Below are 15,301 nucleotides of genomic sequence, written 5' to 3'. Positions count from 1 at the left end.
CTCGCCGACGCGCCATGAGCCACAACGCCACGGGCAACCCGGGCAACCGTTACCGCCCATCTTCATCGCAATCGCGTCTGAGCGCCGCGCAGTACCGTGCAATCCGCAAGGAACTGCTGATCCTGCGCTCCGAAGTCGAGCGGCTGGAGCTCGCGGAAGCCGGCGCGGCAATGCGCCAGGCCGTCACCCGCTTCCGCTGGCTCAAGGTGCTCGTCCCCGGGCTCACCGGCGGTGCGTTCGGCCAATCCGCGAAGAACCTCAACACGAGTCTCGGCAATCTCGTCAACCAGTATCCGATGCTGAGCTCGCTCGTGTCGATCGTGCTCGCGAAGCCCGTACGCTCGCTGTTGCGCGCCAGCACCGGTCCGGCGCTGAAGTGGGGATCGCTCGGTTTCGCCGCGTGGGAAATCTACCGGTTCCTGAAGCAGTCCCGCGAGGAGCGCGAACGCGCGACGGCAAGCGAGGATTGACGCGCAGCGCGATGCGTCGCGCACTGCGTCGCGTCAGCCGGCTCGTCTTGTCATCGCGTGCCCCAACACCTCGGATCCGGCTCGTTCGCACCGCCCTGCCCGACATTGCCTTTCGTTCCGTCCGAGCGCAACGTGAACGCGCCGCACGCATCGCCCTGCATCGCTCCGCCGTCGAGTGGAGTCGCTTCCAGTTCATAGGCGACCGACGCACCGTCGTCCGGACGCCTGATCGTCAATCGATAGACCGCGCGCCCCTCCGCCGGCGCTTGCGCAAGCGCGTCCGGCAATGTCGGCGGCGGTAAGCCGTCGAGCGTCTCGAGATACTGCGCCGCCCGGTAAAGCGCGGTCACGGCCGATGCGCGATGCATCTGCGCCGTCTGCTGACGATAGGACGGCACCGCGAAGCTCGCCAGCACCCCGACGATCGCCAGCGCGATCATCAGTTCGAGCAACGTGAATGCGGCCGAGCGACGCACGCCGGTCCGCCCGCTCATCGATGCACCGCCGCGACGCGGCGCCAGCGCTGCGCGACGATTCGTCCGTCGCGAATCGCGACCTGCATCTGCAACCACACGGCGCTCGACGCCTGTGCGCCGACACCGCGCGCAGTCACGAGGTATGCGCGCTCATCTTCGGCAAGCCCCGCGATGCGCCACGCCTCGATCAGGCAGCGCGGTGGCTGCGCGGCCATCGGCCATGACGCAAACGGTGCGAGCACTTCGGGCATCGTCAACGCGGGCATGCGCCGCCACGCGTCGGGTTCCGTGCGCGAATCGCCGGCGCTCAGAACAGGCGCCATGCCTCGTCGCAAACGCGCGACGCATGCACCGAGCGCTGCGTCGGCGGCATGAAAGGCAATCAGGCGCTCCGACAGCGCGCGCGTGCGACGCGCCTCCGTCAACGCGGATTCAAACCACGTGCCCGTCAGTGCTGCAATGGCCGCGCCGACTGCGACAACGGCCGGCAACGCCATGCCCGCATCACGCCGCTGCCGTCCGGGCGCCAGCCGCCTCGCCGCGTGCCGGGCCCGACTCAATGCGACGCTCCGAATGCCTGCCGTCCTCCGGGCCGACGGTCGCCGGGTTCGGCTGCGGCGTTCCTCAGCGCTACGACGCGATGCAGGGTCAAGCGCGCGCGACCGTCCTGCGCGACAGTATGGTTGCCATCGCAATCGACGTGACGGACGCGCTCGCGCATCGGGTCGCCCCGCGCCCGCACGCAGACGTGCACGGCCGTCACGTCCTGCCAGTCATCCGCGCGCATCGCACCGGCGCCGACGAATCGCATGTCGCCGCGACGCAGATAGCGAAACCGCAGCTGGTCGATGCCCGCGACGACCGGTTGCGCAGTGCCGATGCGGCCGCTCCCTTCGCAATACAGTTCAGGCTCGCCCGTCGACGGGCTGACGTGCGCGTCGAACCTGTTCGCCACCAGCGGACGCTCGCCCGGTGCGCCTACGCCTTGCCCAAGGCAATCCGACACCTGACCGTTGGCCGTCGGCCAGGTCGATACCGTGTCGCCGACATAGCGGATCAGCAGCGCATCGGACGCCGCGCGAACGGGCTCGCAGTGCGCATGCGCATCGTCGCCTCGCACGCGCGCCGACGCACAGCCGAACACCGGTGCCCAGGCCGACGGCGTCCTGCCGTCGAGCGGACGAAATCCCGCCATCTGAATCTGCTGACCGATCAACACCAGCGCGGTACCGGCAGCATCGCGCATGCGGAATCCGTCTTCGGCGCGGCGCTGTGCGACACGCTGGGCGTGATACAGCGCGCCGACCGCCGCGATCACGAGCAGACCGACGGACATCGCAACCAGCACTTCGAGCAGCGTGTGGGCGCGGGCATGTCGCTCACCGGTCATCGGCCTTGACCTCGCTGAACGGAATCCGCGCGCATGACGGCGGACGCATCGATCCTTCCTCGGCACCGCATCGCATGGGGGCCTTCGCGTCGCCGTTGCGCCATCGGACCGTCATCCGCCGCACGCCGCCTACCCCACCCTCGACCGTTATCGCACCATCCGGCAATGACGCCGCAGCCAGTGCCGCAACGCTTGCATCCGCGTCCGGCGCCATGCGCATGCGCTCGATGCGCGCGTCGGCTAGCCATAGCGCGCGTTCTCGCCAGATCGTCGTGCGTTGCGCGCGCGCCATCGCGAGCTGACTGCCGGCCACGGTCAGCATCACGAGGGCCAGCAGTGCGACGGCGATCATTGCCTCGATCAGCGACGTGCCGCGCATCATGCGTCGCGCGCTCACGACACGGCCTCGCAACGGCCGGTGGCCACGCGCGCTCGGCCGCCCGCCGCGATCCTCACGCACCGCGACGCGCGCGCGTCGTCCGCGACGGGCGCGTCGCGCCGGGGAGCCAATTCGAAGCGCCGGATGCCGCCGATCGCCTGCCCGGCCGGCGGGGCGAACGCCAGATCGTGCGCGACGCCGGCAACGGCGACGTCCGCGTCGCGCGGGTAGCGCCTCAGCACGCGCGTCTGCTCGTCGAAGTGCCCGCTCACGATCCATCCGCACGACCATTCGGCCAGGTCGCAGCGCTGGCCGGCGCTCAGGCATGCGCCATCGCTCCCGGCCCTGCACAGCGTGACGCGCACGCCAAGGCGCACGGCCTCGTTGCGCGCAAACGACAACGCGCCGAGCAACGCGCGCGAACGGGCGTCGACGCGCTCGCGCATCCGCCATTGATCGAACGAAGGCGCGGCAAGCAAACCAAGCCCCGCCATCAGCGCGACCACGACCATCAGCTCGACGAGCGTGAACCCGCACGCATGCCTGAGCGGTTTCCCCCCTGCTTCATTGCGCCGCATCGCTACCCTCCGCCAACGTGATGCGACGACTGTAGCGGCGTGCACGCACGCGCACCATCTGCCGAACGGCCAGCTGGCGCGATGCCGTCGCGCCGACCACAATCGACGCGAGATGAACAACCGGGGGAATCGGGATGAATCAGCGCAGCGCGTCAGCGCTTACGCGGAGTCTTGGCGGGAGAGGCGCGACGGAACTCTTCGATCACGTCGGCAAATTCGGAAACGTCCTCGAACCGGCGATACACCGACGCGAAACGGACATAGGCAATCGTATCGAGGCCGCGCAACTCGTTCATCACGAGTTCGCCGAGCTTCTCGCTACGCACTTCGCGCTCGCCAGTCGCGAGCAGCTGATATTCGATGCGGGCGACCGCCGCGTCGATCGCGTCAGCCGCAACCGGCCGCTTGCGCAGCGCGAGTTGCATGCTGGCGACGATCTTGCGACGGTCGAACTCCGTGCGGCTGCCGTCCTTCTTCACGACGGCCGGCAACGCCAGCTCGACCCGCTCGTACGTCGTGAAACGCTTGTCGCAGGCCGAGCAGCGGCGGCGCCGGCGAATCGCGGCGCCGTCTTCGGACACGCGCGAATCCACCACCTGCGTGTCGTCATGCCGGCAGAACGGGCAACGCATGTGCGATCAGCGATAGACCGGGAAACGCTTGGTCAGCTCGGCCACTTGCGTGCGCACGCGCTCGATCGTCGCCGCGTCTTCCGGGCTCTCGAGCACATCGGCGATCAGGTTGCCGACCAGCTCGGCTTCCGCCGGGCCGAAACCGCGCGTCGTCATCGCCGGCGAACCGAGGCGCACGCCGCTCGTCACGAACGGCTTCTCCGGATCGTTCGGGATCGCGTTCTTGTTCACCGTGATGTGCGCAGCACCGAGCGCCGCTTCAGCCGCCTTGCCGGTGATGTTCTTCGCGCGCAGGTCGACCAGCATCACGTGGCTTTCGGTGCGGCCCGACACGATGCGCAGGCCACGCTTCACGAGCGTTTCCGCCAGCACGCGTGCGTTCTCGACTACCTTCTGCTGGTACGCCTTGAACTCCGGCGACAGCGCTTCCTTGAACGCGACGGCCTTCGCGGCAATCACGTGCATCAGCGGACCGCCCTGGATGCCCGGGAAGATCGCCGAGTTGATCTGCTTCTCGTATTCGGCCTTCATCAGGATCACGCCGCCGCGCGGGCCGCGCAGGCTCTTGTGCGTCGTGGTCGTGACGAAATCGGCGTGCGGCACCGGGTTCGGGTAGACGCCCGCGGCGATCAGGCCTGCGTAGTGCGCCATGTCGACCATCAGGTACGCGCCGACCGACTTCGCGATCTTCGCGAGACGCTCGAAATCGATCTTCAGCGCGAACGCCGATGCGCCCGCGATGATCAGCTTCGGCTTGTGCTCCTGCGCGAGCTTCTCGGTGGCTTCGTAGTCGATGTCTTCGTTTTGGTCCAGGCCGTAGCTGACGACATTGAACCACTTGCCCGACATGTTCACCGGCGAGCCGTGCGTCAGGTGGCCGCCGTGCGCGAGGCTCATGCCCATGATCGTGTCGCCCGGCTTGAGCATCGCGAAGAACACGCCCTGGTTCGCCTGCGAACCCGAGTTCGGCTGGACGTTCGCGGCTTCGGCGCCGAACAGCGCCTTCACGCGGTCGATCGCGAGCCGCTCGACGATGTCGACGTATTCGCAGCCGCCGTAGTAGCGCTTGCCCGGATACCCTTCGGCGTACTTGTTCGTCAGCTGCGAGCCCTGCGCGGCCATCACGGCCGGGCTCGTGTAGTTTTCCGAGGCGATCAGCTCGATGTGATCTTCCTGACGGCGATTTTCCTGCTCGATCGCTGCAAAGACTTCGGGATCGACGTTCGCGATGGTGCTTTGGGCTCTGTCAAACATACGGTTTCCGTTAAGTGTGTACAGGTTGACCGGGGCGGCCGAGTACATTGCGCTGCTGGCGGCACCAGCTCGACGTGGCGGAAGAATCCGTATGACGTGAGACAGGGACAGCCACCGGCGATGCACGCAACGGCGCACAACGGCTGCCCAGGCGAACGGCAAAAACGGCGCCCTGCGCTTCACGGTGGGGTGCTCCACCTTGAACCCGAGGGTTCTATCGCCAGTCACGCAGGGGTGATGAGCGCGTTAGTTTATTGGATGCGTCATGAATAGGCAACCGCGCAGCCACCGCCGAAACAATCGGGGACAGGCTTCTTGCGCCCGTGGCGGATACGTTCCGCCGCCTTGCCGCGGTGCGGCAATCTCAGTACGCTTGCAGGTTCCCCACCCGCTATTTTTTCAACCAGGAGCAGCAATGATCGTGTTCGTCACAGGCGCGTCCGCCGGCTTCGGCGCCGCCATCGCCCGTGCCTTCGTCAAGGGCGGCCATCGCGTGGTCGCGACCGCGCGCCGCAAGGATCGTCTCGACGCGCTCGCAGCCGAACTCGGCGACGCACTGCTGCCGCTCGAGCTCGACGTGCGCGACCGCGCCGCAGTCGAAGCCGTGGAGGCATCGCTTCCCGCCGAGTTCGCCGCGCTCGACGTGCTCGTCAACAATGCCGGCCTCGCGCTCGGCGTCGAGCCCGCGCACAAGGCCAGCCTCGACGAATGGCAGACGATGATCGACACGAACTGCTCCGGCCTCGTGACGGTCACGCATGCGCTGCTCCCCGGCATGATCGCGCGCGGGCGCGGCCACATTTTCAACCTTGGCTCGGTCGCGGCGACCTACCCGTATCCGGGCGGCAACGTGTACGGCGCCACCAAGGCTTTCGTCAGACAATTCAGCCTGAACCTTCGCGCCGACCTGATCGGCACGCCGGTGCGCGTCACCGACATCGAGCCGGGCCTCTGCGGCGGCACCGAATTCTCGAACGTCCGCTACCGCGGCGACGACGCGAAAGCAGCAAACGTGTACGCGAACGTCCAGCCGCTCACGGCCGAGGACATCGCCGACACGATCTACTGGATTGCGACCCGCCCGGCACACGTCAACATCAACACGATCGAGATGATGCCGGTCGCCCAGGCGCCCGCCGGACTCACGATCCACCGCGGCTGACGGCCCGCGAGCCGGCCGCAGGCCGGCTCGTACCCTCTATATTCCGTTACGAATCGGTAACAAACCGGGCCACCCGCTTCCGGTAGAATGCGCGCCATGACTCAGCCTACCCGCCCGCCGGAAGCGCCTTCCGGCTTTACCTGGCCGGTGCGCGTTTATTACGAGGATACCGACGCAGGCGGCATCGTCTTCTATGCCAACTACCTGAAGTTCTTCGAGCGTGCCCGCACCGAATGGCTGCGCGCCTGCGGCATCGACCAGCGGCAGCTCGCCGACGAGACAGGCGCGCTCTTCATCGTCCGCAGCACCGCGCTCGACTATCGCGCGCCGGCACGGCTCGACGATACGCTGGCGATCACGAGCCGGCCCGGGCGAATCGGGCGCGCGTCGGTGGAGTTTGCCCAGGAGGCATGGCGCGGCGATACGCTGCTCGTTGCCGGGCACATCCGCATCGGCTGCGTCGACCGCACCGGCATCAGGCCCGCGGCGATCCCGCCGGCCGCGCTCGACGCACTGCAACGCGGCCCCGTCATCGACGCCGGGCAGACTATGTTGTCAACGAGGCTCGCGTGAGTCCCGTTTAGACGATGCCTATGAACTCGCCTTGCTGAATCGATACTAAGCAAGGTTCGGCGTCAGGTACGGCATCCCGGCCTGTCAGCCGGCGCGCCACACCGCAACCCGCCGGGCGCCCCTGGCCGGTCGCACCTAGCCGGTCACCCCCGAAGGGACGTTACTCAAACCTATATGAATACATCTCAAGACCTGTCGATCATTTCCCTCGTCCTCAATGCGAGCGTCCTGGCCCAGGCCGTGATGGGGCTGCTGCTGTTGCTGTCGCTGATGTCGTGGACCTTCATCTTCCGCAAGTGGTTCGCGATCCGCCGCGCACGCGCGCAGACCGAGCGCTTCGAACGGGATTTCTGGTCGGGCGGCGACCTGCAGGCCTTGTACCAGAGCGCGGCGAACAACCGTCACACGATCGGCGCGCTCGAGCGGATCTTCGAATCGGGGATGCGCGAGTTCCTGAAGGCGAAGGAAAAGCGCATCAGCGACCCGGGGCTCGTCCTCGACGGCGCACGGCGCGCGATGCGCGCGTCGTTCCAGCGCGAGATGGACGTGCTCGAAGCGAACCTCGCGTTCCTCGCGTCGGTTGGCTCGGTCAGCCCGTACATCGGTCTGTTCGGCACGGTCTGGGGGATCATGAACTCGTTCCGCGGTCTTGCTAACGTGCAGCAGGCCACGCTCGCGAACGTCGCGCCGGGCATCGCCGAAGCGCTCGTCGCGACCGCGATCGGCCTGTTCGCCGCGATTCCGGCCGTCGTTGCCTACAACCGCTACGCGCACGACATCGACCGCCTCGCGATCCGCTTCGAGACCTTCATCGAAGAGTTCTCGAACATCCTGCAGCGTCAGGCCCAGTAAGGAGCGCGCCATGGCCGGAACTCCCATCCGATCCAGCATGCGCGGCGGCCGTTCGCGCCGTGCGATGGCCGACATCAACGTCGTGCCGTACATCGACGTGATGCTGGTGCTGCTCGTGATCTTCATGGTCACGGCACCGCTCGTCGCACCGTCGATCATCAACCTGCCGACGGTCGGCAACGCCGCGCCGCAGGAGCAGACGCCGCCCGTCGTCGTCAACATCAAGGCCGACCGCACGATGAGCGTCAAGTACAAGGGCGACTCGGGCGCGACCCAGGAAGACACGATGACGAAGGCCGAGCTCGACAGCTTCATCGCTGCCCGCCAGGCCGATCACCCCGACCAGCCGGTCGTGATCGCGGCCGACAAGACCGTGCAGTACGATGCCGTCATGACCGTGATGTCGGATCTGAAGGCGCGCGGCGTCAAGCGCGTCGGCCTCCTCGTCAAATCGCAATGAAACGGCAATCCCCGCGCAGCGCCGCCTATCCGCCTCAGCCTCCTCGCGAGCGCGGCACCTGGCGCGCGTTCGCGCTCGCCGCGCTGATGCACGTGCTGCTCGCGCTGTTCCTCTATCACGGCGTGCAGTGGCAGAACAGCACGCCGGCAGGCGCCGAAGCCGAGCTGTGGACGGCGGTCCCCGACGTGGCCGCGCCGCAGCCGATCGCGCCGCCGCCCGCGAAGGTCGCGCCGCCCCCTCCCCCGGTCAGGAATGAGGAAGCGGACATCGCGCTGCAGCAGAAGAAGCGCCAGCAGGAAGCCGCCGCGCGCGAAGCGCTGCTCGAGCAGCAGCACCGCGCGCAGCAGTTGAAGGCGCAACAGGAAGATCAGGCCAGACGCGCGCAGCTCGCGGCCCGGCAGGCAGCCGCGCTCGCCGCGCAGAAGGCCGCCGAGCTCGAAAAGCAGAAGCAGGCCGACAGGCTCAAGCAGAAGCAGCTCGCCGAGCAGCAGCAGAAGCTCGAACAGCAGAAACTCGAGCAACAGAAGCAGGCGAAGCTCGAGGCGCAGCAGCAGGCCGCGAAGGCGAAAGCCGAGGCCGCAGCCAAGGCGAAGGCCGAAGCCAGGGCGGAAGCGGCAGCCCGCGCGAAGGCGGATGCGGCATCGAAGGCGAAGCTCGACCAGGAACGGCGCACGCGTCTCGCGCAGATGCAAGGGCTCGCGGGCGGCGGCGAAGGCGGTGGCGAAGGCCTCGCGAAGAGCGGCACGGGCACCGGCTCGGGCGGCAACGCGGCCTCTCCGGGCTACCCGGACAAGGTTCGGCGTCGCGTGAAGCCGAACATCGTCTGGGGCGGCGAGCGCGCGGGCCTGACGACCGTCGTCGCGATCCGCTGCACGCCGTCGGGTGATGTATTGAGCGTATCGATCCGCCGTTCGAGCGGAAATTCGGGGTGGGATCAGGCCGTGGTCAGTGCGATCCAGGCGTCGGTCCCGTTGCCGCCCGATTCTAACGGTCGTACCCCGCCGGACATTACGATTACCTTCAAGGCGGCGGAGTGAGCGGAAATGCGCTTACACTCCGGCCGTCGCTGTCAGACGGGAACGAATCGGGTATTTTTACTGTCTCTGCGGTTGCGCAGCGATACTAGTCATACGGGAAGCAAGAAGCATGAGTTTGATGACGAAGCTAGGTTTCAGGGCACTCGTGGCCTCGTGTCTGATTGCGGCGGGCAGCGCCGCTAACGCGCAGGTCGACGTGCTGATCACCGGCGTCGGTTCGACCCAGTTCCCCATCGCCACCGCGAATTTCGCGAACGAGGCGGGCCTGCCCCAGCAGGTCACGTCGATCGTCCGCGCCGACCTCGCTCGCAGCGGCAAATTCACCAACATCGACGCCGGCAGCACGCCGGTGCCCGAGACCGCCTCGGTCGACCTCGGTGCGTGGAAGGCGAAGGGCGCGAACGCGTTCGTCGCGGGCAGCGTGAACCGCGACGCGAACGGCCAGTACAAGGTCAACTTCATCCTGTACGACACCGTCAAGCAGCAAAGCCTCGGCGGCCTGTCGCTGACCGCGAACGACGGCACGCTGCGCACGGCCGGCCACAAGATCGCCGACTACATCTACCAGAAGCTGCTCGGCACGCGCGGCGTGTTCGCGACGCGGCTGTCGTACGTGATCAAGACGGGCAACCGCTACCAGCTGCAGATTTCCGATTCGGACGGCCAGAACGCGCGCATTGCGCTGTCGAGCACCGAACCGATCATCTCGCCGGCGTGGTCGCCGAGCGGCACGAAGGTCGCGTATGTGTCGTTCGAGCGCAAGAAGCCGATCGTCTATATCCACGACCTGCCGACGGGCCGCCGCTACATGGTCTCCGACCAGAAGGGCAACAACAGCGCGCCGGCGTGGTCGCCGGACAGCCAGACGCTGGCGGTCGCGCTGTCGCTGACGGGCAACACGCAGATCTTCGCGGTCAACGCGAACGGCGGCGGCCTGCACCGGCTGACGCAGAGCAGCTCGATCGACACCGAGCCGTTCTACTCGCCGGACGGCCGCTGGATCTACTTCACGAGCGACCGCGGCGGCGCGCCGCAGATCTACCGGATGCCCGCGCAGGGCGAGAGCGCCGGCTCGGCGCAGCGCGTGACCTTCACCGGCAGCTACAACACGAGCCCGCGCGTGAGCCCGGACGGCAAGCTGCTCGCTTACATCTCCCGCACGGGCGGTGGCTTCAAGCTGTACGTCCAGGATCTTCAATCGGGCGCGGCGAACGCGATCACGAATACCAGTCGTGACGAGTCGCCGAGCTTTGCGGCGAACGGCCAGTATGTGCTGTACGCCACGCAATCGGGTGGCCGCAACGTGCTGGCTGCCGTTCCTTCCGACGGCAGTGCGCCGCCGCAGATTCTGTCCGTCCAGGGCGGCTCCGTACGCGAGCCGTCGTGGGGACCCTTCATGCAATGACCACAAGGAGAGTAACCATGATGTCGAAAAAAGTTCGTCTGGCCATGGCCGTGATGATGGTCGGCGCGCTGGCAGCATGTAAGTCGGGCGTGAAGCTCGACGACAAGGCCAACGCCGGTGCGATGAGCACGCAGCCGAACCCGGAAAACGTCGCGCAAGTGAACGTCGATCCGCTGAACGATCCGAACGGCCCGCTCGCGAAGCGCAGCATCTACTTCGATTTCGACAGCTATTCGGTGAAGGACGAGTACCAGCCGCTGATGCAGCAGCACTCGCAGTACCTGAAGAGCCATCCGCAGCGCCACGTGCTGATCCAGGGCAACACCGACGAGCGCGGCACGAGCGAGTACAACCTCGCGCTGGGCCAGAAGCGTGCGGAAGCCGTGCGCCGCGCGATGGCGCTGCTCGGCGTGCCGGATTCGCAAATGGAAGCCGTCAGCCTCGGCAAGGAAAAGCCGCAGGCGACGGGTCACGACGAGGCTTCGTGGGCGCAGAACCGCCGCTCGGATCTCGTGTACCAACAGTAAGTAACGGAAGGTTCGCTGTATGACGCACCGTGAAACCTTGCTGCGCGTAGCCGCAGCCCTCTGCGTCGTCGGCGCGGCGTGGTCGGCCGCGCCGGCGCACGCCGGCGTGTTCGACGACAACGAAGCGCGTCGCGCCGTGCTCGATTTGCGCAGCAAGACCGACAACCTGGCGAGCCAGTTGTCGGCTGCGCAGCGCACGATCCTCGATCAAACCGGCCGCCTCGACCAGCTGAACCAGCAGGTCGCGACGCTGCGCGGCGAGAACGAGGACCTGACGAACCGGCTCACGACGCTCGAACGCCAGCAGAAGGAGTACTACACCGACCTCGACACGCGGCTCAAGAAGTTCGAGCCGCAGCAGAAGACGGTGGACGGTGTCGAAGGCACCGTGCAGCCGGGCGAAACGGATGCGTTCAACACAGCGCAGCAGCAATTCCGCGACGGCAACTTCAAGGCGGCGGCCGCGTCGTTCCGCAGCTTCATCGCGAAGTATCCGCAGAGCCCCTATCAGCCGACTGCGCAGTACTGGCTCGGCAACGCGCAGTACGCACTGCGCGACTACCGGGGTTCGACGGCGACCTGGCAGGGCATCGTGAGCAAGTATCCGCAGCACCCGCGTGCTGCCGACGCAATGCTCGCGATCGGCACGAACCAGCTCGAGCAAGGCCAGAAGGCGGCGGCGAAGAAGACCTTCGAACAGGTCGTTTCGCAGTACGCCGGGTCGAGCGCGGCGCAGACGGCACAAGGCAAGCTGCAGACGATCAAATAATCGTGCCGAAGGTTGTTGACAGACTTTGAATTCAAAGTTATAGTTTTGCCTCTTCGGGTCGTTAGCTCAGTTGGTAGAGCAGCGGACTTTTAATCCGTTGGTCGCAGGTTCGAGTCCCGCACGGCCTACCAGAAGATTCAAGGGCTTAGCAGCAATGCTAGGCCCTTTCTCATTTCAGACTTCCAACAAACTTCCAACGCAGCTTCGGCCGCGTTTTCTTCTGCACCCACCCATTCCGCAGCGAAGTGATCCGGCAGGAATCCGATGTATTCGCCGGTCATGATCAGGAATGCGATGCCTTCTCGATCGGACGCCGTTGCCGCGCGCGCGAGTTGCTTGTGCAGGTCGATGGCCTTCGGCGACTGCCGGTAGTTCGGCACCACAGCGGCCCAGTTCCGGATTTCGTCCGTCGATGCGCGATCGCGCCGCACGAAAAGCGGATGCTCCTTGCAGCAATACAGCAGCGAGCGCTCGTCATACAGCGACGTGTACGCGCGGCCGCGCGCTCACGGCCCCCGATGCGCGCGCCGCCACTTGCCCGGCGTCATGCCGAACACGTCGCGAAACGCCTTGCCGAACGCCGCTTCGGACTGGTAGCCGACCGCCTGCCCGATGTCGGCCTGCCCGCGACGTGTGTCCTTCAGCAGCGCGCAGGCGTGCATCATCCGGATCTGCGTGACAAACGCGCCGACGCTCATCCCCGCCTTCTCGCGGAAATGCCGCGCATAGGTCGCACGCGACATCGCCGCCACGTCGCCGAGCGACTCGACCGTCCACGGTTGCGCGGGCGCCTGCAGGACCGCCTGGATCGACGGCCCGAGCCGCGCGTCGGCGGCCAGTGCGAGCCAGCCGGGCGGCCCCTGCGCGTCGCGGCCGTACGCGCGCAGCGCATACGCGAGCAGCGCCTGCCCGAGCGCGTTCACGATCGCGCCGGCGCCCGGCTGCACATTCGATGCCTCCGCGCGCAACACGCCGGTCAGCATCTGCAACGGCGCCAGCCCCGACGACTCGCGCAACCCGACGTGCAGCACGCCCGGCAGCGCGCGCATCAGCAGTTCCCCGGAGCCGCGCCCGTACACGAAGCGCCCGCAGAGCAGGTCCACGCTCGCGCGATCGGGCGTGTCCGTATTGCTCTTGATCGGCAGCACCGCGCCGGCTGCGGCGGGCCGTTCGCGCATCGGTATGGCGGACGCGCCCGACGTGCCTGCTACATCGCCGGTTTCATGCGCGTCGCCCGTCGGCAGCAGCACGAAATCGCCCTCCGACAGATGCAGCGTCCGCCCACTCGCAGTGCGCAGCCGGCATTGCCCGGCCAGCAACAGGTGAAACGCCGCTTCGCCGGGCGGCAGCGCGTCGTGCGCGATCGCGAACGGGCCGTCGAGCAGGCAGCGTACGTCCAGCTCGACATGGCTGCGGCCCAGCAGCAGCAGTTGGCTCAATGCATCCATGAGACGATCGCGCTAGAAATTGATGCACCAGTGTATCGAAACCATCAGCGCCGGCGTTCAGAATAGCCGTGCATCAACCGAGACTGCGGCACCCGCCGCCGTCACCCAACCCTGGAAAGGACGAGCCATGCTGAACTGGAACGAATATCGCAAGGAACTCACGACGCGCATCGGCGAAATCGCGAAGCTGTCGCCGGACACGCTGGCCGGCTATAAGGCGCTGTCCGGCGCCGGCGCCAAGACCGGCCATCTCGACGCGAAGACGCGCGAACTGATCGCGCTTGCGGTGGCCGTCACGACGCGCTGCGACGGCTGTATCGCCGTGCACACGGCCGAGGCGGCAAAGCACGGCGCGACGAAGGAGGAAGTGGCGGAAGCGCTGGGTGTGGCGGTCGCGCTGAACGCGGGCGCGGCGCTCGTCTATTCGGCGCGCGTGATGGACGCGATGGGCGACTGAGCACAGCGACTGTCGTCCCTGGCGCCCCGGCCCGTCCGGGGCGCCCGGTTCCGGGCTTCGGGCCGTCGAACTTCTGAAGCGCACCTGCATCGCTTTCCTCAGACCGGACCGAAGCACGCCCCCGCCCTGCCCGCACGCGTTCCGCCCGAAGTCGGCTACCATGCGCGAAGGTCCTATCGCGAAGGAGCGTCCCATGTGCCGCTGGCTCGCCTATACCGGCAACCCGATCCATCTCGAGACCGTCCTGTTCCGCGCCAAGCATTCGCTGATCGACCAGAGCCTGCATTCGCAACTGGGCGCGACAACCACCAACGGCGACGGCTTCGGCCTCGGCTGGTACGGCCACCCCGACGAACTCCCGTTCCGCTACCGGTCGGTGCATCCCGCGTGGAACGATCGCAACCTGCGCGAAGCCGCGCGCGCGATCCGTTCGCGGATGTTCATCGCGCATATTCGCGCCGCCACCGACACGCCCGTGCAGGAAACCAACTGCCATCCGTTCCGTCACGGCCGCTGGCTGTTCGCGCACAACGGGCTGATCCGCGACTTCCACAAGCTGCGCCGCGACCTGACGATGAAGGTCGATCCCGCGCTATTTCCGACGATCGAAGGGTCGACGGATTCGGAGCTGATGTTTCGCCTTGCGCTGACATTCGGCCTCGAACAGTCGCCGCTGCCGGCGCTCGAGCGCATGGCCGGCGTCGTCGAGGACATCGCCGAGCACCATCGTGTCGCGACGCCGCTCAACATGACCGTGTGCGTGACCGACGGCGAGCGGATCTTCGCGGTGCGCTACTCGAGCGAGCGGAAGTCGCGCACGCTGTTCCACAGCACGTCGTTCAAGCACCTTCACGAGCTGTATCCGCACAATCCGCGCATCGCGGAAGCCGGCGACGACGCATTCATGGTGCTGTCCGAGCCGCTCGTCAACCTGCGCGACGCATGGGAGGAAGTGCCGGAAAGCACGGCGATCGTCGCGCACGGCGCGGATCTCAAGCAGGTGCCGTTTGCGCCGTTGCGGCGCAGCTAGGAAAGGTTGACGGACCGCGCACGCGGGGCCACGAGAAGCGGCCATGGCATAACCGGAACGCGTCGTTCAGGAATGCGATGCAGCGTGCATCGGGCTCGCCGAAAAATAACCGAACTCGCCGACGCCGGATTCAAACACGTGCGGCGCACACGCGGCCGTATCGTCCGGCCCGGCGTCGCGAAACCGCACGCGCGGCGCGATCGAGCCGGTCATTGGCCACATGAAGGCGGATGGCAGGCTCGATCGCAACTGGCTCAAGGGCGCGCCGGGCGGTGCGATCCATGCGGCGTTGTGCGCCGCCGGCCACATACGCACCGCTGAAACCTCGATCTCCGGTCCCCCTCCAACAGTTGCCACGTCAAACTGCGTCGGCTATAAACATCGGAACATTCGCCCTCGCCT

The 15,301-nt window shown here is 66.9% G+C and carries 19 protein-coding genes, 1 tRNA gene, 2 pseudogenes and 1 riboswitch; of the genes and pseudogenes, 12 read left to right on the top strand and 10 right to left on the bottom strand.

Translation table 11 applies throughout. The features are described 5' to 3' along the window. Positions 1-14: 14 nt before the first annotated feature. Entirely contained in the window at positions 15-470 is a 456-nt protein-coding gene (locus ACV22Z_RS19915; protein ID WP_448078014.1) for a DUF3318 domain-containing protein, read from the top strand. Positions 471-520: 50 nt separating this feature from the next. Here ACV22Z_RS19915 and ACV22Z_RS19910 read toward each other — a convergent pair whose 3' ends face one another. From ACV22Z_RS19910 to glyA, 7 genes are all read right to left on the bottom strand, one after another. Continuing rightward, on the bottom strand, positions 521-964 hold the full coding sequence (locus tag ACV22Z_RS19910) for a type IV pilin protein (protein WP_448078013.1): 444 nt from the start codon (positions 962-964) through the stop codon (positions 521-523). Continuing rightward, entirely contained in the window at positions 961-1,443 is a 483-nt protein-coding gene (locus ACV22Z_RS19905; RefSeq protein ID WP_448078012.1) for a pilus assembly PilX family protein, read from the bottom strand. Before ACV22Z_RS19905 ends, ACV22Z_RS19910 begins: the two co-directional genes overlap by 4 nt. 59 nt (positions 1,444-1,502) lie before the next feature. Then, the gene (locus ACV22Z_RS19900) at positions 1,503-2,336 is read right to left on the bottom strand and encodes a PilW family protein (protein ID WP_448078011.1); all 834 of its coding nucleotides are present in this window, start codon (positions 2,334-2,336) and stop codon (positions 1,503-1,505) included. Continuing rightward, positions 2,326-2,715, bottom strand: a complete 390-nt coding sequence (locus tag ACV22Z_RS19895; RefSeq protein ID WP_448078245.1) for a type IV pilus modification PilV family protein — start codon at positions 2,713-2,715, stop codon at positions 2,326-2,328. Before ACV22Z_RS19895 ends, ACV22Z_RS19900 begins: the two co-directional genes overlap by 11 nt. A gap of 14 nt (positions 2,716-2,729) precedes the next feature. Continuing rightward, positions 2,730-3,293, bottom strand: coding sequence for a GspH/FimT family pseudopilin (locus ACV22Z_RS19890; protein ID WP_448078010.1), 564 nt, complete (start codon positions 3,291-3,293; stop codon positions 2,730-2,732). Positions 3,294-3,445: 152 nt separating this feature from the next. Further along, a complete protein-coding gene (nrdR, locus tag ACV22Z_RS19885) occupies positions 3,446-3,925 on the bottom strand; it encodes a transcriptional regulator NrdR (protein WP_448078009.1) in 480 nt (159 codons plus the stop codon). Between the two features lie 6 nt (positions 3,926-3,931). Beyond that, a complete protein-coding gene (gene glyA / locus ACV22Z_RS19880; RefSeq protein ID WP_448078008.1) occupies positions 3,932-5,179 on the bottom strand; it encodes a serine hydroxymethyltransferase in 1,248 nt (415 codons plus the stop codon). 138 nt (positions 5,180-5,317) lie between these two features. Further along, positions 5,318-5,417, bottom strand: a riboswitch (ZMP/ZTP riboswitch). Positions 5,418-5,594: 177 nt separating this feature from the next. Here glyA and ACV22Z_RS19875 point away from each other — a divergent pair. The 9 genes from ACV22Z_RS19875 to ACV22Z_RS19835 all read left to right on the top strand — a co-directional run bounded on the left by ACV22Z_RS19875 (position 5,595) and on the right by ACV22Z_RS19835 (position 12,095). Beyond that, on the top strand, positions 5,595-6,341 hold the full coding sequence (locus ACV22Z_RS19875) for an SDR family NAD(P)-dependent oxidoreductase (protein ID WP_448078007.1): 747 nt from the start codon (positions 5,595-5,597) through the stop codon (positions 6,339-6,341). Positions 6,342-6,428: 87 nt separating this feature from the next. Beyond that, entirely contained in the window at positions 6,429-6,914 is a 486-nt protein-coding gene (gene ybgC / locus ACV22Z_RS19870) for a tol-pal system-associated acyl-CoA thioesterase (protein WP_448078006.1), read from the top strand. 174 nt (positions 6,915-7,088) lie between these two features. Then, entirely contained in the window at positions 7,089-7,766 is a 678-nt protein-coding gene (gene tolQ, locus ACV22Z_RS19865; RefSeq protein WP_010091489.1) for a protein TolQ, read from the top strand. A gap of 10 nt (positions 7,767-7,776) precedes the next feature. Then, positions 7,777-8,226, top strand: a complete 450-nt coding sequence (gene tolR / locus ACV22Z_RS19860; protein ID WP_448078005.1) for a protein TolR — start codon at positions 7,777-7,779, stop codon at positions 8,224-8,226. Then, a complete protein-coding gene (gene tolA, locus ACV22Z_RS19855; RefSeq protein WP_448078004.1) occupies positions 8,223-9,263 on the top strand; it encodes a cell envelope integrity protein TolA in 1,041 nt (346 codons plus the stop codon). The genes tolR and tolA overlap by 4 nt, the downstream gene beginning before the upstream one ends. 109 nt (positions 9,264-9,372) lie before the next feature. Next, positions 9,373-10,668, top strand: coding sequence for a Tol-Pal system beta propeller repeat protein TolB (gene tolB / locus ACV22Z_RS19850; RefSeq protein ID WP_448078003.1), 1,296 nt, complete (start codon positions 9,373-9,375; stop codon positions 10,666-10,668). 17 nt (positions 10,669-10,685) lie between these two features. Beyond that, positions 10,686-11,195, top strand: a complete 510-nt coding sequence (gene pal, locus ACV22Z_RS19845; protein WP_448078002.1) for a peptidoglycan-associated lipoprotein Pal — start codon at positions 10,686-10,688, stop codon at positions 11,193-11,195. A 19-nt stretch (positions 11,196-11,214) separates the two neighbouring features. Further along, positions 11,215-11,964 carry a tol-pal system protein YbgF gene (ybgF, locus tag ACV22Z_RS19840; protein ID WP_448078001.1) on the top strand — a complete coding sequence of 250 codons (750 nt, stop codon included), beginning with the start codon at positions 11,215-11,217 and terminating at the stop codon, positions 11,962-11,964. Positions 11,965-12,019: 55 nt separating this feature from the next. Next, a tRNA-Lys gene (locus ACV22Z_RS19835) sits at positions 12,020-12,095 on the top strand. A 108-nt stretch (positions 12,096-12,203) separates the two neighbouring features. Here the strand turns inward: ACV22Z_RS19835 and ACV22Z_RS19830 are convergent. Together ACV22Z_RS19830 and ACV22Z_RS19825 are read right to left on the bottom strand one after the other, a co-directional pair. After that, positions 12,204-12,296: pseudogene (locus ACV22Z_RS19830) on the bottom strand (LysR family transcriptional regulator); the annotation flags it as partial. 174 nt (positions 12,297-12,470) lie between these two features. Continuing rightward, the gene (locus ACV22Z_RS19825) at positions 12,471-13,412 is read right to left on the bottom strand and encodes a cupin domain-containing protein (RefSeq protein WP_448078000.1); all 942 of its coding nucleotides are present in this window, start codon (positions 13,410-13,412) and stop codon (positions 12,471-12,473) included. A gap of 127 nt (positions 13,413-13,539) precedes the next feature. On the opposite strand from ACV22Z_RS19825, the gene ACV22Z_RS19820 reads away from it, so the two are divergent. Both ACV22Z_RS19820 and ACV22Z_RS19815 read left to right on the top strand, forming a co-directional pair. Further along, positions 13,540-13,869 (top strand): carboxymuconolactone decarboxylase family protein, encoded by a 330-nt coding sequence (locus ACV22Z_RS19820; protein WP_448077999.1) that lies wholly within the window; start codon positions 13,540-13,542, stop codon positions 13,867-13,869. A 193-nt stretch (positions 13,870-14,062) separates the two neighbouring features. Further along, complete coding sequence (locus ACV22Z_RS19815) at positions 14,063-14,899, top strand: class II glutamine amidotransferase (RefSeq protein ID WP_448077998.1); 837 nt, start codon at positions 14,063-14,065, stop codon at positions 14,897-14,899. Positions 14,900-14,915: 16 nt separating this feature from the next. Here the strand turns inward: ACV22Z_RS19815 and ACV22Z_RS19810 are convergent. Then, a pseudogene (locus ACV22Z_RS19810) lies at positions 14,916-15,121 on the bottom strand (GNAT family N-acetyltransferase); the annotation flags it as partial. Between the last annotated feature and the right edge of the window lie 180 nt (positions 15,122-15,301).

The organism is Burkholderia sp. PU8-34 (assembly GCF_053427725.1).
The sequence above is the reverse complement of the archived record's forward strand: the minus strand, read 5'-3'. Positions and strand labels throughout refer to the sequence as shown.